The following is a 16,817-nucleotide window of genomic DNA, read 5'->3' on the forward strand; positions in this document are numbered from 1 at the left end:
GATCCGCGACACCCGCCAGCTCCTGACCGATGGTGCCTACGAGGAGGGCAACCACGGCGAGGCCGGACACTTCGTCATCGAGAAGGCCTTCGTCGAGAAATGACGCGCCCTCGCGCCGAGCCGATACCCGCCGAGACGTGAGCGGCCGCTAGGAGAATCGTCATCAGAGCGTCGCCGGATTCTGATCTCGGTCGCACGTGCGGAGCACAGGGTTAATCCGCACGGAGGGGGTCCGATGTCGAGTCCGTCTAACAGCTTGCCGGGGGGCATCGCGCCGCCGGAATCCGCCCTGATCCATGGCAGGCCGAACCTCGACGGGTCGCGTTCGGTCCTCGTCGCGGTGGTCTTCACGGCCGCCATCGCCGCGGCGCTCGCCTATGTCGGCTACAGCATCTATGCCGACATCGACGCCACGGGCGTGCGCATCACGACCTACCTCCCCTACATCCTGCTCTTCGTCGCCCTGGTGATCGCGCTGGGCTTCGAGTTCGTGAACGGCTTCCACGACACCGCCAACGCGGTGGCGACGGTGATCTACACCCACTCCCTGCCGGCCAACGTCGCCGTGGTCTGGTCCGGCTTCTTCAACTTCCTGGGCGTGCTGCTCTCCTCGGGTGCGGTGGCCTTCGGCATCGTCAGCCTGCTGCCCGTGGAGCTGATCCTGCAGGTCGGATCGGGCGCGGGCTTCGCGATGGTGTTCGCGCTGCTCATCGCCGCGATCCTGTGGAACCTCGGCACGTGGTACCTCGGCCTGCCGGCCTCCTCCTCGCACACGCTGATCGGCTCGATCATCGGCGTCGGCGTCGCCAACGCCCTCCTGCACGGCCGCTCCGGCACCTCGGGCGTCGACTGGACGAAGGCCACCGAGATCGGCTGGTCGCTGCTGCTCTCGCCGGTCTTCGGCTTCATGGCCGCGGGCGCGCTGCTGCTCGCCCTCAAGTTCGTGGTGCGCAACCCCGCCCTCTACGCCGAGCCCAAGGGCAAGGAGCCGCCGCCGTGGTGGATCCGCGGCGTCCTGATCGCGACCTGCACCGGCGTGTCCTTCGCCCACGGCTCGAACGACGGCCAGAAGGGCATGGGCCTGATCATGCTGATCCTGATCGGCACGGTGCCGACCGCCTACGCCCTCAACCGGGCCCTGCCGGATTCCTCGGTGGCGACCTTCCGGACGGTGTCGCAGGCGGCCTCCGACATCGTGGCGCAGAAGGCTGCCGGCTACAGCATCATCGGCGATCCGCGTCCGGCGGTGACGGCCTACGTGGCCGCTCGCAAGATCGAGGGCGGCACCTATCCGTCCCTCTCGATCCTGATCAAGCAGATCGGCGAGCAGGTCGAGCGCTACGGCACGCTGGCCAGGGTCCCGACCGAGGCGGTGGGCAACACCCGCAACGACATGTACCTCGCCTCCGAGGCGATCCGCTTCCTGATGAAGGACAAGGAGAGCGAGCTCTCCAGCGCCGAGGTCGGTACGCTCAACGCCTACAAGAAGAGCCTCGACGAGGCGACGCGCTTCATCCCGCTCTGGGTCAAGGTCGCGGTCGCCGTGGCGCTCGGCCTCGGCACGATGGTCGGCTGGAAGCGCATCGTGATCACGGTGGGCGAGAAGATCGGCAAGACCCACCTCACCTACGCGCAGGGCGCCTCGGCCGAGCTCGTCGCCGCGGGCACGATCGGTGCGGCCGACATGTTCGGCCTGCCGGTCTCGACCACCCACGTCCTGTCCTCGGGCGTGGCCGGCACCATGGCGGCCAACCGCTCGGGCTTGCAGCTCTCGACCCTGCGCTCCCTGGCGCTCGCCTGGGTGCTGACCCTGCCGGTCTCGATGATCCTGTCGGGCACGCTCTACGTGCTGCTCGCTCAGGTCTTCTGAGGGAGGTGGCGATGATCGGCGCGGTGGCGCACCTCCTCTGCGACGAGCCGGCTCTGCCCGGCCTGATCTGGGCGATGCGCTTCGACCGCGCCGGCCGGGGCCGCCTGCTCGGCCACGACGAGGCGGTCCCGGCCCCGGGCAGCTTCGGCGAGGGCTTCGTCTGGCTGCACGTCAACCTCAACGACGCGCGCCTCGCGGGCCTTGCCGCGGAGGGCCGGCTCGGGCCGCCGGCCCTCGTCTCCGCGGCCTTTGCCGCCGATCCGCATCAGCGGGTGGCGGTCGAGGGCGACCATGTCGGCGGGGTCATCGCCGACCTCGCCATGGCGGATCGCGACGGCGGCGGCGGCCCGGCGGCGGAGGCGGGCGGGCGCCTGCATTTCGTGATGGGCCGCGACTTCCTGGTCAGCGGGCGGCGCCACCCGATCCGAGGGCCGGAGGCCTCCCGCGACGCGGCGGCCGAGGGGCAGAGCCTCGCCGGCCCCGTGGCGCTGCTGGAGCATCTCGTCGGCCACGTGGTGGCGGCGATGGCCGCGACCGGCACGCGCCTCTCCGACGAGCTCGACGAGATCGAGGACCACATCCTCGAGGAGCGGATCCGCGACGAGAGTCGCCGGCTCGGGCCGATCCGCCGCGACGCGGTTCGCCTGCACCGCCAGCTCCTCGGCCTGCGCTCGGTCTTCCACCGGCTGGAAGCGGACGTGGACCTCGACGATCCCGTCGCCCGGGTCACCGCGGCGCGGGTCGCGCAGCGGCTCGACGCCCTCGACCGCGACATGGTGGTGCTGGCCGACCGCAGCCGCCTCCTGCAGGAGGAGCTGTCGGCCCATCTCGCCCGGCAATCGAACCGGCAGCTCCACACCCTGTCGGTGCTGACCGCCCTGTTCCTGCCGCCGACCCTGGTGACCGGCCTATTCGGCATGAACACCAAGGGCCTGCCGCTTTCCGACAACGAGGACGGCTCGACGGTGGCGATCGCGATCGCCGTGGTCTCGGCCGTCGCGGTCTTCCTGCTGATCCGCCGCCTCGGCCTGCAGGAAGGACGGGAGCGGAAAGCCTCGTAGAAGAGTCCTGGGATCCCAAAGGGATCATCCCTTTGGTGGGGTGTCGGGGCGAAGCCCTGTTGGACATCCCAGGGCTCCGCCCTGGACCCGCCAAAGGCCTGAGGCCTTTGGAATCCCCTGACGTGTCTTCTAGTAGTTGATCGTGGCGCGCAGGCCGAGGACCGTGGCGTTGCGCAGGCGGCGGCCCTGCGCGTCGGGCAGGCCGCCGCCGGGGCGCATCACGTATTGCAGGTCGGGCTGCACGGTGAAGCCCGGCACCACCTCGGCCTGGTAGGTCGCCTCGATCAGCGTCTCGCTGCTGCGGATCGGCCCCGTGCCGCTGCCGAGCCGGACGGCGTCGCGGTCGAAGGCGCGGGCGGCGGCGCTGATCCGGGAATGGATCACCCCGAGGCCGAGCGTGTCGTTCGGCCGCCCCGGGAGCAGGCCCTTGTAGGCGATGCCGCCATCCACGTAGAGGTCGATGAGGTTGCGGTCGTCCGGCACCGCCGAGAAGCGCAGGAAGGCGGAGGCGCCCTGGTCCTCCGAGCCGGGCTCCCGGTAGAGGGTCTGGTCGAGGATCGCGTAGAGGCCCTGATTGCCGCGGAAGCGCCGGGCGACGCCGCTCGCCTCGGGATCGGCCAGCAGCCTACCGCCGACGCTGTCGAGGCGCGGGCTCTCGAACCGGCCGAAATGCTGCCAGCCGCCGAGCGTCGCGGTTCCGGGCAACCCCGTCGTGCCGAACAGGCTCGGATAGGCGTAGGAGACCTCGCCGACCATGAAGGGCGGGTCGTTCACGCGGAAGCTGGTGCCGTGCGGGTTGCGCCGCTGCGGATCGGTGTCGTCGCCCGCAGGCGGCGTGCCGGCCGGGTTGCCGTTGAACAGGCCGGCCTGGAGCGAGAGGTGCTCGGTCGCGTCGTATTTCACGCGCACGGCCGGGGTGGCGAGCGGGTAGATCGGGCCGCCGCTCGGCAGCACCACGGCGCCGATATTCGGCCAGCCGAAGCCGGCATTCAGGAACACCACCGCCGACTGCGCGATGGCGAACTCGGTGTCGGCCGAGATCTGGCCGAGCTTCAGTGAGAGCCGGTCGCCGAGGAAGCGCTGCTCCAGCCACAGCTCGAACAGCCGGGTCGACGGCAGCGCCTCGATGCCGCTCACCGTGGTGAGGTTGTTCGCATAGATCCGGGACAGGCCGTGGCCGTGGATCTGGAAGAAGTCGGTGTGGAAGCGCGCGCCCGTCCAGCCCGCGAACCGGTCGAGGTCGATGTCGAGGGAGGTGTCGAGGCGCCCGCCATAGGTGGCGCCGCGGCGCAGGCCGCCGGAGACGTTGCCCAGGCCCTCGCCGATATAGGTGAGCACGTAGGTGATGCCGCGCTCGCGCAGGTAGGCGCGCAGGCCGAAGGGGTCGCCGTAGGGGCCGAGCGAGGATTCGATCGAGGCGCCGATCGTCACCGAGACCTGATCGGAGGTCTGGGATTGGGCGACGGCCGTCTGCGGGTCGCCGCCGGCGCCGGTCGGCGGCAGCCGCGTCTGGCCCGAGGCCGGGCCGGCCGCCAGCGCCAAGGCTCCGGCGAGCAGGAGCGCACGCACGCTGGCACAGCGCGGCGGGGGGCCGGATTCGGGCTTCGGGGTTTGCGGGCGCGGCACGCGTCCCAGGGGCTGGCGTGGCAGGTTCTGGGCCTCGAGTCCGAGACGGGATCGGGGCCGGGTAACAGGCTGCCGTGACAGCCCTGATACGGGATCCATCCTCCCGAGGGGACCGACCGGATCCACGCTGCGGCCGGGGCCGCAATGCCCGGAATTCACAAGCCAGACGTTAGGGCCGGCCCTGCCTCATATCCGCCGGAAGTGTCCCGCGAACTGGCGTGGGTCGCCGGGACATGCGTTCGCGAGGGGCTGGCGAGAGTTTGGAACGAGGGTTTGCGATGGGTGTGCGTTCCCTGGCGGCTGCGGCGGGCCTCGCCGTGTCGATGCTCGGTCTCGGGGCCTGCCAGGATTCCTCGACCCGGCACCTCGCCCCGATCCCTGCGCAGACCCTGTCGCTGATGCAGACCAAGGGGATGAGCCAGTCGGACCCGATCCTGATCCGCGCCTACAAGAAGGAAGCGGAGATGGAGGTGTGGAAGCGCGACGGCTCCGGCCGCTACGCGCTGCTCAAGACCTTCCCGATCTGCCGCTGGTCCGGACAGCTCGGCCCCAAGGTGCGGGAGGGCGACCGGCAGGCGCCGGAGGGCTTCTACGCGATCAGCCCGGGCCAGATGAACCCGAACTCGTCCTACTATCTCTCCTTCGATACCGGCTATCCGAACGCCTTCGACCGCGCCAACGGCCGCACCGGCAGCTACCTGATGGTGCACGGCACCTGCTCCTCGGCCGGCTGCTTCGCCATGACCGATGCCTCGATGGCCGAGATCTACGCCATCGCCCGCGAGGCGTTCGGCGGCGGCCAGCGCGCCTTCCAGTTCCAGTCCTATCCGTTCCGGATGACGGCCCAGAACATGGCCAAGTTCCGCAACGACCCGAACGCCCCGTTCTGGAAGAACCTGAAGGAGGGCGCCGATTATTTCGAGGCCCTGCGCCAGGAGCCGCAGGTCGGCGTCTGCGGCACGAAATACGTGTTCGGCGGGGCCGACGCCGCGGCCGGCTCGTGCAGCCCGGCCGTCGATCCGCTGGTGGCGGAGAAGCGGTCGCATGACGACCAGCAGATCGCGGAGCTGGTGACCAAGGGCACGCCGGCGACGCGGGTGGTCTATCAGGACGGCGGCCAGAACTCTGTCTTCCGGCCCGCCAACATGAGCGCCTTCGCGAGCCTCGGCACGAAGGAGGAAGAGCAGCCCTACAGCGCCCGGGAATACGGGCGCCGCGACCTCGGCGAGGTCAGCCGCCCCGAGACGCTGGCCGAGCCGCAGGAGATCGTCGAGACGGTCCGACCCGCACGCGCCGCGCGCTGACGGGCGCCCCTTGATCCGGACCTCCGCGCCTCCACAATCCTCAAGGATCACGAGGAGGAGGCCGCGATGTCGGAGCATGTCTACAAGGTCGTCGAGCTGGTGGGCTCGTCCAAGCTGTCGATCGAGGACGCCATCCAGGGCGCCGTCGAGCGGGCGAGCCAGACGGTGCGCAACCTGCGCTGGTTCGAGGTGATGGAGACCCGCGGCCATATCGAGAACGGCAAGGTGCAGCACTACCAGGTGACGCTGAAGGTCGGCTTCACCATGGAAGGCGCCTGAGCGGCCCGGCCGATGCTTCGGGGCGTCCGGGCGCGCATGGCGCCCTGAAGGGACCTGCCGCATGGCCGATTTCCGAAGCCTCGAGATCTTCTACTGGGTCGCCACCTTCTCGAGCTTCCGGCGGGCGAGCGAGCAGGTGAACACGACCCAGCCGGCCGTGTCGCAGCGCATCGCCGCGCTGGAGCACGAATACGGTACCCTGTTCGAGCGGCGCACCCGCGACGTGGTGCTGACCGAGCGCGGGCGGGCGCTGCTCGGCTTCGCGGAGCGCTTCCTGGCGCTCCGGGCCGAGATGGAGACGGCGCTCTCGGAGCCCGGGCGGATGACCGGGACGCTGCGCCTCGGCGTCTCGGAGACCATCGTGCAGATGTGGCTCATGCGCTTCGTCGAGCGCATGCGCGCGGCCTATCCGGGGGTGAGCGTCGACATCACCGTCGACATCTCGCCGAACATGCAGGCGGCGCTCCTCGCCAACGACATCGACCTCGCCTTCCTGGTCGGGCCGATCACCCTGCCGAACCTCGTCAACCGCCCGCTCTTCAGCACTGCCGTCGCCTGGATCGCCGCGCCCCGCCTCGTCGCGGCGGAGACGCCGCTGAGCCTCGGCGAATTGCTGCGCCACCCGCTGATCACCTATCCGAAGAACACCAGCCCCTATGTGGAGCTGCGCGACCTCGTGCTGCGCGCGAACCTCCTGCCGAGCCAGATCCACACCAGCGCTTCGCTCGCCACCATCGTGAAGATGGGCGTCGAGGGGCTCGGCATCTGCCTGATCCCGCCCGGCGTGGTGCGCCGCGAGCTCGCGGCCGGGGAGCTGAGGGTTCTGCCGGCCGAGCAGGGCCTGTCCGATATCGGCTTCACCGCGACCTACGCCAACCGGCCCGACCACCACCTCGTCGCGGAGGCCGCCCGCCTCGCGCAGGAGGTGGCGGAGGCGTGGGCGGCGCAAGATTGGCATGAGGAGCGATAACCCGCGTTTATCGCGAGCCATTCGCAATGACGATTGGCGGGCAAAACGACGGGGTGGGACAGTGCGGCATCGGGCGGCAAGCGGGTCAGGCCTGCGGCCGGCCCGATGCGGACGATCCCGATGCGGAGGCGCTCCATGGCGGCACCCGGACCGGATACAGGCGGAAGGCCACGCTTCCTCGATGCGGGGGAGGCGGCCCTGGTGGTGGAGTTCGGCGCGCGCGTCGACCCGGCGCTCAACGACCGGGTGCTCGCCCTCGACGCCGCGCTGAATGCGAAGCCGCCGCGGGGCCTCGCCGAGACGGTGCCGACCTACCGTTCGCTGATGATCCATTACGATCCGCTCGCCCTCTCCCGCGACGCCCTGGTCGCGGCGGTGGAGGGACGGCTCGCCGAGGGCGGCGCGGCGCGGGCCGGAGGCCGGCGCTGGACCATTCCCTGCTGCTACGACCCCGCCTTCGCCGAGGACATCGCCGAGGTCGCGGACCTGGCCGGGCGCGACGTCGCGGCCGTGGCCGCGCTGCATGCGGAAGCCGAGTACCGGGTCTACATGTACGGCTTCGCGCCGGGCTTCGCTTATCTCGGCGGCCTGCCCGAAGCCCTCGCCCTGCCACGCCGGCCGAGCCCGCGTCCGCCGCACCCGCCGGGCGCCGTGATGATCGGCGGGGGGCTCGCCGCCATCGGCACCTTCCCGATGCCCACCGGCTGGTACGTCCTCGCCCGCACCCCCGAGCGCCTGTTCGCCGAGGGGCGCGACCCCGCCTTCCTGATCGAGAGCGGCGACACGCTCCGCTTCGAGCCGGTGGATGCGGGCACCTTCACCGCTCTCGAGCGCCGCGCCGCCGGGGGCGAGATCGTCGCGAGGGTGGCCGCGTGAGCGCCCGGCCCATGATCCGCATCCTCGAGGCCCGCGGCGGCGCGACCCTGCAGGATGCCGGCCGCTACGGCGCCATGCGCTACGGCATCACGCCGGCCGGGCCGATGGACCCGCTCGCGCATGCCACCGCCAATCGGGCGCTCGGCAACCCGTTCGGCGCTACCGCCATCGAGGTTGGGCTCGGCGGCCTCAGCCTCGCCGTGGAGGAGGCGCCTCTCGACATCGCGCTCGCCGGCGGCGCCTTCCGCATCGATTGCGACGGCCGGCCCCTGCCGCCCGCCGCGGCGCTGACCCTGCGCCCTGGCATGGCGCTGCGGATCCGCGCCGGCCGGGCGGGCGCGTGGTGCTATCTCGCGGTCGCAGGCCGCATCGACGTGGCGCCGGTGCTCGGCTCGACCGCCACCCATACCCGCTCCGGCTTCGGCGGCCTCGACGGCCGGGCCCTCGGCCCCGGGGACGGGCTCGCGCTGGCCGAGGCCCGCGCCGGCCTCGGCGAGCCCACCGCGCTCGTCGCCCCCTGGCTCGACCGGTCGCCGGAGACGATCCGCGTCGTGCTGGGCCCGCAGGACGATTACTTCGCGGAATCCGAGATCGCGGCCTTCCTCACCCGCGACTGGACGGTGAGCCCGAAGGGCGACCGCATGGCCTGCTTCCTCGACGGCACGCCGCTGACGCATGCGAAGGGCCACGACATCGTCTCGGACGGGATCGCCATGGGTGCGATCCAGGTGCCGGGCCAGGGCCTGCCCATCGTGCTGATGGCCGACCGCCAGCCGACCGGCGGCTACCCGAAGATCGCCACCGTGATCGGGGCCGATCTCGGCCGGCTCGCCCAGGCGCAGGGCGGGACGCGCCTGCGCTTCCGGGCCGTCTCCGTCGCCGAGGCGGTGGCGGCGCGCCGCGCCGAGGCCGCCGCGCTGGAACCGGGCATCGCCCTGGAGCCGGTGGTCCGCACCGAGTTCAGCTCCGAGTTCCTGCTCGGCCGCAACCTCATCGACGGCGTCGTCGGATGAGGCCCGGGCCGAGCCCCCAGTATTGAGGACCGCGCCATGACCCAGCCTGTCGACGAGGCGGCGCTCGCCCCGCACCGTCCCGTCTCCCCCTTCGCGGACGCGGCCGAGGCGCGCCGTGCCATCCGGAGCGGCGCCTGGCGCGGCCACACCTCGGGCCTCGCGCCCTCACATGTCCAGGGCAACCTGATGATCCTGCCGCGGGCGCTGGCGGCGGATTTCCAGCGCTTCTGCCAGCAGAACCCGAAGCCCTGCCCGGTGCTCGCGGTCTCGCAGCCCGGCGCGCGCGGCCTGCCGGCGCTCGGCGCCGACCTCGACATCGCCACCGACGTGCCGGCCTACCGCGTCTTCGAGAACGGCGAGATGGTCGCGGAGGTCGCCGACCTCACCGGGCTGTGGCGGGACGACCTCGTGACCTTCGTCCTCGGCTGCTCCTTCTCCTTCGAGGCGGCGCTGATCGAGGCCGGCATCCCGCTGCGGCACGTGGCCGAGGGCCGCAACGTCGCGATGTACCGCACCGCCATCGAGACCAAGCCCGCCGGCCCCTTCCACGGGCCGCTCGTGGTCTCGATGCGGCCGATGACGGCGGCCGACGCGATCAAGGCCGTTCAAGTGACGGCGCGCGTGCCGGCGGTGCACGGCGCGCCGGTCCATCTCGGCGACCCAGGCCTCATCGGCATCGCCGACATCGCCCGGCCGGATTTCGGCGACCCGGTGCGGATCGCGCCCGACGAGATCCCGGTCTTCTGGGCCTGCGGGGTGACGCCCCAGGCGGTGGCGATGGCGGCTCGGCCCCCGCTCTGCATCACCCACGCCCCCGGCCACATGCTGATCACCGACCTGTTGAACCGCGACCTGCCGTTCCTGTGAGCCCGTGACACCCGAAGGGAGAACCCAGCCATGTGGTTGAAGGACACCAATCCCGAGGAGCGCCGGGTGCTCGGCGCGGCGTTTGCCGGCTACGGCGTCGATGCCTTCGACTACATGGTCTACACCTTCATCATCCCGACGCTCGTCGTGGTCTGGGGGCTCACCAAGGTCGAGGCCGGCAACATCGCCACCCTGGCCCTCGTCACCTCGGCGGTCGGCGGCTGGGCCGCGGGGATCCTGGCCGACCGCTACGGCCGCGTCGTCGTCCTGCAGGGCACGGTGGCGTGGTTCACGCTGTTCACGGTGCTGAGCGGCTTCACCCAATCCTACGAGCAGCTTCTCTTCACCCGCGCCATGCAGGGCTTCGGCTTCGGCGGCGAGTGGTCGGTGGGCTCGGTGATGATCGCCGAGGCGATCCAGGCGCGCTACCGCGGCAAGGCGGTCGGCCTCGTCCAATCGAGCTGGGCGGTGGGCTGGGCCTTCGCGGCCATCGCCTTCTGGGCGGTCTTCGCCCTGGCCGAGCCGGCGCTCGCCTGGCGGGTGCTGTTCTGGCTCGGCGCGCTGCCCGCGATCCTGATCGTCTGGATCCGGCGCAACATCGAGGATCCGGCGGTCTACCGCGAGACCCGCGCCGCGATGAGCCGGGTCGGCGACAGCGGCAACTTCCTCGACATCTTCTCCCGCGACCTGATCGGCCGCACCGTGCTGGCGAGCCTGCTCGCGACGGGCATGCAGGGCGGCTACTACGCGGTGACCACGTGGCTGCCGACCTACCTGAAGACCGAGCGCAACCTCTCGGTGCTCAACACCAGCGGCTACCTGCTGATCCTGATCCTCGGCTCGTTCCTCGGCTACCTCACCAGCGCTTGGCTCTCGGACCGGATCGGCCGCCGCAAGGGCTTCATCCTGTTCGGCTTCTGCGCCGGCGTGCTGGCGCTCGCCTACACGCTGATCCCGGTCACCGACGCCATGATGCTGGTGCTCGGCTTCCCGCTCGGCTTCTTCCTGTCGGGCGTGTTCTCCGGCATGGGCGCCTTCCTCGCCGAGCTGTTCCCGAGCCGGGTGCGGGGCTCGGCGCAGGGGTTCTGCTACAATTTCGGCCGGGCGGTCGGTGCCATCTGCCCGGCTTTGGTCGGGCATCTCAGCGGCTCGCTCACCCTCGGCATCGCCATCGGCGTGGTCGCGGGGGCGGCCTACTGCCTCGTGATCGTGGCGGCCCTCCTCCTGCCGGAGACGGCCGGGCGCGACCTCGACACGCAAGGCGAGCCGGCCCGCCGGGAAGTGGCCGCGGCGGCTTGAAGAAGCAAGGAGGGAGGGAGCATGCGTGAGGTCGATCTCAACGCCGATCTCGGCGAGGGCTACGGCGCCTATGCCTGCGGCGACGACGCGGCGATGCTCGGCATCGTGACCTCGGCCAACGTCGCCTGCGGCCTGCATGCGGGCGATCCCGAGATCATGGCGGCGACCTTCCGGCTCGCCCGCGAGCGGGGCGTGATGGTCGGCGCCCATCCGGGCTTTCCCGACCTCTGGGGCTTCGGCCGGCGCCGGATGCCGTTCACCCCGGCCGAGATCGAGCGTCTCGTCGCCTATCAGGTCGGGGCCGCGCAGGCGCTGGCCAGCTATGCCGGCCACCGCGTCACCTACGTGAAGGCGCATGGGGCGCTCGCCAACCTCGCCGCGGCCGAGCGGGACGTCGCCGACGCCATCGCCCGCGCGGTGCGCGCGGTCGATCCGGGCCTTGCGCTGCTCGCCATCGCCCTCACCGCCCAGGTGCCGGCCGGCGAGGCGCAGGGGCTCGCCGTCCATCAGGAGATCTTCGCCGACCGCGGCTATACCGAGGACGGTCAGCTCATCGCCCGCGGCAAGCCGGGCGCCCTGATCACCGATGCGCAAGAGGCGGCCGACCGGGTGCTCGCCATGGTGGAGGCGGGGGCGATCGTCACGGCCGGGGGCGCCCGCCTGCCGACGCCGATCCGCTCGATCTGCGTCCACGGCGATTCCGACCATGCCGTCGCCACCGCCCGCGCGGTGCGCGCGCGCCTCGAAGGGGCGGGCGTGCGGCTCGCGGCCTTCGCGGCCTGATCAGGCGACGGCCGCTTCGTCCAGCCATTCCGTGAAGGTGAGGCGGGACCAGCCGGAGGTCGGGGCCAGCGGCGTCGGGGGGCGATGCGGGTTCAAGGGGCGGAGCGGCCGCTTCGGCGGCAGGGGCCGCTTCGGCCGCCCCGGCTTCACCGGGCTGCCGCGCGAGGTGATCGCGCGGGCCCAGCTCCAGGCGACCGGCCGGCCTTGCCGGTCCATGCAGGTGAGGCGATCGACGGGGCCGAGCCACACGCAGGCGCGCATCGACCAGGCATGGCCGTCCGCGACGAAGGCGACGGTCTCCAGGTCGAGATCGAAGATGAACGTGTCGTCGCCGATCCAGCCGACGAGCTCGCAGGCGGGCGAGAACAAGGGCTCCACCGCAGCAGGTCTCCCGCGCCGAGGGTCCAAGCTCACGATATGCGAAAGGAACCTCCGCCTGTGAAGGGCGGGGGCTCGAAATGTCGCCGTGCCCGTGAGCGGGCCTCAAACCTCTTCGTCGAGATCGCGCCCGCGGGTCTCGCGCAGCATCAGGGCGGCCAGCGTGCCGACGAGGCTGAACGCCGCGAGGTAGTAGGCCGGCGCCATCCGGTCGCCCGTCGCCGCGATCAGCCAGTTGATCACGTAGTTCGTGCTGCCCCCGAACAGCGAGACCGCCAGGGCGTAGACGATGGAGAGCCCGGCGCTGCGGACCGAGCGCGGCAGGGATTCCGGGATGCCGACGATGATCGCCGCCGCGTTGATGGAGGAGAGCGCCGAGAGCAGGAACGTCACGGCGTAGACCGCGGCGGGCCCGGGCGCCCGCAGCAGCCAGGCGAAGGCGGGCACCGCCAGGACGAGGATGAGGGCGCGCGGCCAGATCATCACCGGGCGCCGGCCGAAGCGGTCGGCAAGGAAGCCGCCGAGCAGCGGGAAGGCCACGGAGGCGAGGCCCAGCGCGATCGGCACCGCGGTCGCGGCGGTCTCGCTGAGGCCGAGCGTGGCGCCGGCATAGACCGGCATGTTGGTGCCGACTGCGTTCGAGACCGTCGAGGCGGTGATGACCAGGAAGGTCAGCCCGAGGAGGTGCCCGTGATCGCGCAGGAGCCGGCGGATCACGGCCGTCGTCGAGGCCGCCGCGCCCGGATCCGCGTCGGCGCCCGCGGTCTCGGGCAGGTGGCTGCGGATGACGAGGCCGACCGGCACGACGGCGAGGCCGACGAGGAACATCGCCCGCCAGCCCCAGGCCGACATGGTCGCGTCGCCCACCACGAGGGCCAAAGCCGTGGCGAGGAGGCCGGCAAAGAGCGCCGCGCAGCCCTGGCTCGCGATCTGCCAGCTCGCCACGAAGCCGCGATGCGCGGGCGGGGCCGCCTCGAGCAGGTAGGCGGTCGAGGGCCCGACCTCGCCCCCGAGGGCCAGCCCCTGGATCAGGCGGCCGGCGACGACGATGGCTTGCGCCCAGCCGCCGATCTGCGCGTAGCCCGGGCAGGCCGCGAGCATCAGCATGCCGATGGCCATCAGCCCGATGGTGAGGAGCATGGCGGGCTTGCGCCCGGCCCGGTCGGCGAAGGCGCCGATGAGGGCGCCCCCGATCGGGCGCATGACGTAGCCGATGCCGAACAGGGCGAGCGAGGCGAGCAGGCTGTGGCTCGCATCCGCATCGGGGAAGAAGGCCTCGCCGATCGGCTTGGCGAAGAAGGCGTAGACGGTGAAATCATAGAATTCGAGCGCGTTGCCGAGCACCACGGCGCCGACCGCCTTGCGGTCGAGGGCCGCGTGCGCCGCGCGAACGGGGGAGGTCGCATCCATGCCGATCGTCCCGGATCCGCTCAGCGGCCGGCTTCGGGCCGGGGACGGGCCGGCACCGGCCGGCCGGGGGCGTCGAGGTCGTCGGGTCGTGATGGCATCCGGCCGTGGCTCCCGTCGGGCGGTTCGCGTGCCGACCCGAGATAGGGCGCGCGGGCGGCAGCCGAACCACCCGCGGCCGTCACGCCTCGGTGAACCGAGCGGTCTCGGTCTTGAGCGGATCCATCACCACCATGCATCACCGCCGAGCGGGCGTTCTTCGACCTGTCGCCGAGGCTGTACAGGATGACGCCGCAGGCCACCGAGCAGTAGGGGCAGGTGTTGCGGGTCTCGCGCATCTGCGCGAGCTTGAACGGGCGTACCGCCGCAGCCATGGCCGGCTCAAGGCCGCCGAAGCCGAGGGCGCCCAGCGTGCCGCCCGCGAGGCCGCTACCGACACCCTCGAGCAGACCACACCTGGACTGTCATGGTGTGTGTTTTCCTCGACTAGAGCGCTCTCCGCCGAAGCGGACACCGGTTCGGTGCAAGAGAGCGCGTCACAACAAGAGCTTAGAGCCGTTCCTGATTGCAACGCGATCGGGAACGGCTCTAAGACGAGCTAGTCTAATTTCAACATGTCCCACATCCGTCTGCTGAAGCAAGTGCGGATGCGTGACACAGCACCTCGGAGTATTGCGAGGTTGCATCACGTTCTGCCGACCCGTTCAGTCCCTCGGAAAGTGAAAATGAGACCGCCTGCCGGTGCGGGGCGACTTATTTCGCCGGAGCGGCCGGGTTCTGACCCGAGGGGCCCGGCGTCCGGTGCTCCATCGGCGCTTGGGGCTCGCTCCCGGGGGTGGAGCCGGTCGAGGCTCCGGGCACCGGGCGCCCGGCATTCTCCGAGGTCGAGTGGCCGCCGGGATCGGGCGCGTCCTTGGCGGCGGATTGCTCGCGCGGCACCGGCGCCTGGCTCCAGCCGTCATTGGCGCTGCGGCTCTTGTCGCCCATCACGTCCTGGCCCTTGATGGCGTCCTCGGCCCTGGCCGCGGTCGCCGCGGTGCCGAGCAGGATCAGGCAGGCGGCGGCCCGGGCGGCTAAGCCTTTGCAGGGAATGGCCATTGGCAGGGTTCCGGCATGGTGCGTCGGGCGGTGGCCGGGTCGCGCGAGGGCCCGGTGCCGGTTCCGGGGAGCCCGCTCAGCGGCCGAGCAGGTCGGCCTCGGCCGCGTCGATCGCCGCGACCTGCTCGCGCGCCACGGCGCGGGTGCTCCGCCGCCGGATCAGGGCGCCGATGCCGACGACGAGAAGCGCCCCGAGCGCGGCTGACCCAAGATGCAGGCCGCCCTGCAGCGCGGCCGGCAGCGCCTCCGCGACGTGCTGCTGCACGAGCCGGTCGGTGGCGATCATCTCGCCGGCCACCCAGCCGAGTAGGCCGCCGCCGAACCAGATCAGCACGGGGAAGCGCTCGATCAGGCGGGTGATCAGGCTGGCGCCGAGCACCAGGAGCGGGACCGAGAGGGCGAGGCCGATGACGAAGAGTTCGTCGTGGCCCCGCGCGGCGCCCGCCACCGCGACCACGTTGTCGAAGCTCATCACCGCATCGGCCACGACGATGGTCCGGATCGCCCGCGACAGGCTCGCCTGCTCGGCGACGGCGCTCCCCGCCTCCTCCTCGCCCCGCACCAGCTTCACCGCGATATGCAGGAGCACGAGGCCGCCGACGACCTTGAGCAGCGGAACCGCGAGCAACGACGAGACGATGACGGCGAAGACGATGCGCAGCAGCGCCGCCGCCAGCGCGCCGAGGATCACGCCGACGCGCCGCACCCGCGGCGGCAGCCCGCGGCAGGCCAGCGCGATGACGACCGCGTTGTCGCCCGACAGGACGATGTCGATCCAGACGATCTGGAGCAGCGACAGCAGGAAGGCGGAGGTGAGGTAGTGATCCACGCGCGGACTCGCTCGGGCCGGGGTTGCCCGCAGGCCTCCACGGGAACTAGGATTTCTCTCGTTGCCCAGCCTATGGGCCGGCTCCTGGGCGGAATTGAGAGGGCGCGGTGGGGCGCGGCCCTCCTCCTGGCGATCGGCCTCACCTCGGCGGCGCAGGCGGAGCCGGCCTCGACCCTGCGGGACATGTGGGGCGCGCTCGGCACCTGCACCGGCCGGATCCGGGTGCCGCAGGAGGCGTCCGGCTCCGAGGTCACCGTGCTCTTCACCATGCGGCGCGACGGGAGCCTGCAGGGCCGGCCGCGCATCACCCATTCCCGCCTCGTCGGCGACGAGGCGGCCCGGCGGGACTTCGTCGCCGCGGCGCTCGCCGCGCTCGCCGCCTGCTTCCCCCTGCCGATCACGGAGGGGCTCGGCGGCGCGGTCGCCGGCCGGCCGATCCGCTACCGGATCACCAGCGGAACGCGGGGCGCTTGAACGAAGCCGAAATCCGCCATCCCGAAGGGATCGATCGGATTTGGTGCCTCTCACAAAACGCCCGCTGCGCCGTCGCGGCCAGAGAGAGGACTCCCAGCGAACGGGAGTTTTGTGAGGGGCACTTGGAAGGCCAGCGTCCGACAGCGGCGCGCCGCTGTCTCGCCCGACCGATTGCACCGTGACGGCTCGCGCGGCGACACTGCGCGCTCGCAAGTCGGCGGGAGGCAGTCAAGATGATGACCGAAGGTGAGGATGCGGCGATCACGGAGGTCGCGACGGTGGCGGCGCTGCGCGCCATCATCAACCATTTCGTCGAGCGCGACTGGCGGACCTTCACCGAGATCCACGCGGCCCTGCCGGCCACCGTCGGCGAGCTGGTCTCGGAGGAGTATCCGAGCTTCCGCGAGAAGGTGCTCGCGCGGGCGGAGCATCTCTATTTCACGCGCCGCTGAGGGGGCCGGACACGGAAACGCCCCGGGAGCAGACTCCCGGGGCGTTTCGCGCGGCTCAGCGGGCCAGTTTGATCGGGCTGGGGACGCTCAAGCCAGCCGAAAGGCTCAGTACGAGCCGAACTTGTAGTTGACGCCGGCGCGGACGACGGCGAACTCGGTGTCGTTGCGGCGGTTGGTGGCGCCGGAGACGACGGTGACGCCGGTGCTGCCGAGGCCGACCGGGATGCCGGT

General features: G+C 71.6%; 17 protein-coding genes and 3 pseudogenes. 13 read left to right on the forward strand and 7 right to left on the reverse strand.

Going from position 1 to position 16,817, the window contains the following annotated elements:
* From MTDSW087_RS31105 to MTDSW087_RS27980, 3 genes and pseudogenes are all read left to right on the forward strand, one after another.
* Positions 1-103: pseudogene (locus tag MTDSW087_RS31105) on the forward strand (ferredoxin--NADP reductase); the annotation flags it as partial.
* A 132-nt stretch (positions 104-235) separates the two neighbouring features.
* Positions 236-1,870 carry an inorganic phosphate transporter gene (locus tag MTDSW087_RS27975; RefSeq protein ID WP_144768793.1) on the forward strand — a complete coding sequence of 545 codons (1,635 nt, stop codon included), beginning with the start codon at positions 236-238 and terminating at the stop codon, positions 1,868-1,870.
* Positions 1,871-1,881: 11 nt separating this feature from the next.
* Positions 1,882-2,931, forward strand: coding sequence for a CorA family divalent cation transporter (locus MTDSW087_RS27980; RefSeq protein WP_238178848.1), 1,050 nt, complete (start codon positions 1,882-1,884; stop codon positions 2,929-2,931).
* A 129-nt stretch (positions 2,932-3,060) separates the two neighbouring features.
* Here the strand turns inward: MTDSW087_RS27980 and MTDSW087_RS27985 are convergent, their stop codons facing one another.
* Positions 3,061-4,500, reverse strand: a complete 1,440-nt coding sequence (locus tag MTDSW087_RS27985) for a carbohydrate porin (RefSeq protein ID WP_238178850.1) — start codon at positions 4,498-4,500, stop codon at positions 3,061-3,063.
* Between the two features lie 335 nt (positions 4,501-4,835).
* Here MTDSW087_RS27985 and MTDSW087_RS27990 point away from each other — a divergent pair.
* The 8 genes and pseudogenes from MTDSW087_RS27990 to MTDSW087_RS28025 all read left to right on the forward strand — a co-directional run.
* Positions 4,836-5,810: pseudogene (locus MTDSW087_RS27990) on the forward strand (L,D-transpeptidase family protein); the annotation flags it as partial.
* A gap of 117 nt (positions 5,811-5,927) precedes the next feature.
* Complete coding sequence (locus MTDSW087_RS27995; RefSeq protein ID WP_142582600.1) at positions 5,928-6,140, forward strand: dodecin; 213 nt, start codon at positions 5,928-5,930, stop codon at positions 6,138-6,140.
* A 61-nt stretch (positions 6,141-6,201) separates the two neighbouring features.
* Positions 6,202-7,110, forward strand: a complete 909-nt coding sequence (locus tag MTDSW087_RS28000; RefSeq protein WP_144768797.1) for a LysR family transcriptional regulator — start codon at positions 6,202-6,204, stop codon at positions 7,108-7,110.
* Positions 7,111-7,245: 135 nt separating this feature from the next.
* Positions 7,246-7,986: a 5-oxoprolinase subunit B family protein gene (locus tag MTDSW087_RS28005; RefSeq protein WP_144768799.1), complete on the forward strand. Its 741-nt coding sequence runs from the start codon at positions 7,246-7,248 to the stop codon at positions 7,984-7,986.
* Positions 7,987-7,997: 11 nt separating this feature from the next.
* On the forward strand, positions 7,998-8,999 hold the full coding sequence (locus MTDSW087_RS28010; RefSeq protein ID WP_144768820.1) for a 5-oxoprolinase subunit C family protein: 1,002 nt from the start codon (positions 7,998-8,000) through the stop codon (positions 8,997-8,999).
* Between the two features lie 36 nt (positions 9,000-9,035).
* Positions 9,036-9,866: a putative hydro-lyase gene (locus tag MTDSW087_RS28015; RefSeq protein WP_144768801.1), complete on the forward strand. Its 831-nt coding sequence runs from the start codon at positions 9,036-9,038 to the stop codon at positions 9,864-9,866.
* 30 nt (positions 9,867-9,896) lie between these two features.
* Complete coding sequence (locus MTDSW087_RS28020; RefSeq protein WP_144768803.1) at positions 9,897-11,165, forward strand: MFS transporter; 1,269 nt, start codon at positions 9,897-9,899, stop codon at positions 11,163-11,165.
* A 21-nt stretch (positions 11,166-11,186) separates the two neighbouring features.
* The gene (locus MTDSW087_RS28025) at positions 11,187-11,948 is read left to right on the forward strand and encodes a 5-oxoprolinase subunit PxpA (RefSeq protein WP_144768805.1); all 762 of its coding nucleotides are present in this window, start codon (positions 11,187-11,189) and stop codon (positions 11,946-11,948) included.
* On the opposite strand, the gene MTDSW087_RS28030 is transcribed toward MTDSW087_RS28025, so the two are convergent.
* From MTDSW087_RS28030 to MTDSW087_RS28050, 5 genes are all read right to left on the reverse strand, one after another.
* On the reverse strand, positions 11,949-12,326 hold the full coding sequence (locus MTDSW087_RS28030) for a 4-fold beta flower protein (protein WP_144768807.1): 378 nt from the start codon (positions 12,324-12,326) through the stop codon (positions 11,949-11,951).
* Between the two features lie 105 nt (positions 12,327-12,431).
* Positions 12,432-13,736, reverse strand: coding sequence for an MFS transporter (locus MTDSW087_RS28035; protein WP_144768808.1), 1,305 nt, complete (start codon positions 13,734-13,736; stop codon positions 12,432-12,434).
* A 20-nt stretch (positions 13,737-13,756) separates the two neighbouring features.
* Complete coding sequence (locus MTDSW087_RS31540) at positions 13,757-14,107, reverse strand: hypothetical protein (RefSeq protein WP_186384029.1); 351 nt, start codon at positions 14,105-14,107, stop codon at positions 13,757-13,759.
* Between the two features lie 379 nt (positions 14,108-14,486).
* Positions 14,487-14,831 (reverse strand): hypothetical protein, encoded by a 345-nt coding sequence (locus tag MTDSW087_RS28045; RefSeq protein ID WP_238178852.1) that lies wholly within the window; start codon positions 14,829-14,831, stop codon positions 14,487-14,489.
* A 76-nt stretch (positions 14,832-14,907) separates the two neighbouring features.
* Positions 14,908-15,660 (reverse strand): TerC family protein, encoded by a 753-nt coding sequence (locus tag MTDSW087_RS28050; protein ID WP_238178854.1) that lies wholly within the window; start codon positions 15,658-15,660, stop codon positions 14,908-14,910.
* A gap of 72 nt (positions 15,661-15,732) precedes the next feature.
* Here MTDSW087_RS28050 and MTDSW087_RS31115 point away from each other — a divergent pair, with 72 nt between their 5' ends.
* Both MTDSW087_RS31115 and MTDSW087_RS28060 read left to right on the forward strand, forming a co-directional pair.
* Entirely contained in the window at positions 15,733-16,134 is a 402-nt protein-coding gene (locus tag MTDSW087_RS31115; protein WP_238178856.1) for a hypothetical protein, read from the forward strand.
* Between the two features lie 233 nt (positions 16,135-16,367).
* A complete protein-coding gene (locus tag MTDSW087_RS28060; protein WP_144768816.1) occupies positions 16,368-16,586 on the forward strand; it encodes a hypothetical protein in 219 nt (72 codons plus the stop codon).
* A 105-nt stretch (positions 16,587-16,691) separates the two neighbouring features.
* Here MTDSW087_RS28060 and MTDSW087_RS31120 read toward each other — a convergent pair.
* Positions 16,692-16,817: pseudogene (locus MTDSW087_RS31120) on the reverse strand (porin family protein); the annotation flags it as partial.

It is taken from the genome of Methylobacterium dankookense (genome assembly GCF_902141855.1).
In the GTDB taxonomy this organism is placed as follows: Bacteria; Pseudomonadota; Alphaproteobacteria; order Rhizobiales; family Beijerinckiaceae; genus Methylobacterium; species Methylobacterium dankookense.

Coding starts and splice junctions, on each gene's coding strand:
- MTDSW087_RS27975 (WP_144768793.1), top strand. CDS start 236: ATGTCGAGTCCGTCTAACAGCTTGCCGGGGGGCATCGCGCCGCCGGAA.
- MTDSW087_RS27980 (WP_238178848.1), top strand. CDS start 1,882: ATGATCGGCGCGGTGGCGCACCTCCTCTGCGACGAGCCGGCTCTGCCC.
- MTDSW087_RS27995 (WP_142582600.1), top strand. CDS start 5,928: ATGTCGGAGCATGTCTACAAGGTCGTCGAGCTGGTGGGCTCGTCCAAG.
- MTDSW087_RS28000 (WP_144768797.1), top strand. CDS start 6,202: ATGGCCGATTTCCGAAGCCTCGAGATCTTCTACTGGGTCGCCACCTTC.
- MTDSW087_RS28005 (WP_144768799.1), top strand. CDS start 7,246: ATGGCGGCACCCGGACCGGATACAGGCGGAAGGCCACGCTTCCTCGAT.
- MTDSW087_RS28010 (WP_144768820.1), top strand. CDS start 7,998: ATGATCCGCATCCTCGAGGCCCGCGGCGGCGCGACCCTGCAGGATGCC.
- MTDSW087_RS28015 (WP_144768801.1), top strand. CDS start 9,036: ATGACCCAGCCTGTCGACGAGGCGGCGCTCGCCCCGCACCGTCCCGTC.
- MTDSW087_RS28020 (WP_144768803.1), top strand. CDS start 9,897: ATGTGGTTGAAGGACACCAATCCCGAGGAGCGCCGGGTGCTCGGCGCG.
- MTDSW087_RS28025 (WP_144768805.1), top strand. CDS start 11,187: ATGCGTGAGGTCGATCTCAACGCCGATCTCGGCGAGGGCTACGGCGCC.
- MTDSW087_RS28035 (WP_144768808.1), bottom strand. CDS start 13,736: ATGGATGCGACCTCCCCCGTTCGCGCGGCGCACGCGGCCCTCGACCGC.
- MTDSW087_RS31540 (WP_186384029.1), bottom strand. CDS start 14,107: ATGGCTGCGGCGGTACGCCCGTTCAAGCTCGCGCAGATGCGCGAGACC.
- MTDSW087_RS28045 (WP_238178852.1), bottom strand. CDS start 14,831: ATGGCCATTCCCTGCAAAGGCTTAGCCGCCCGGGCCGCCGCCTGCCTG.
- MTDSW087_RS31115 (WP_238178856.1), top strand. CDS start 15,733: ATGGGCCGGCTCCTGGGCGGAATTGAGAGGGCGCGGTGGGGCGCGGCC.
- MTDSW087_RS28060 (WP_144768816.1), top strand. CDS start 16,368: ATGATGACCGAAGGTGAGGATGCGGCGATCACGGAGGTCGCGACGGTG.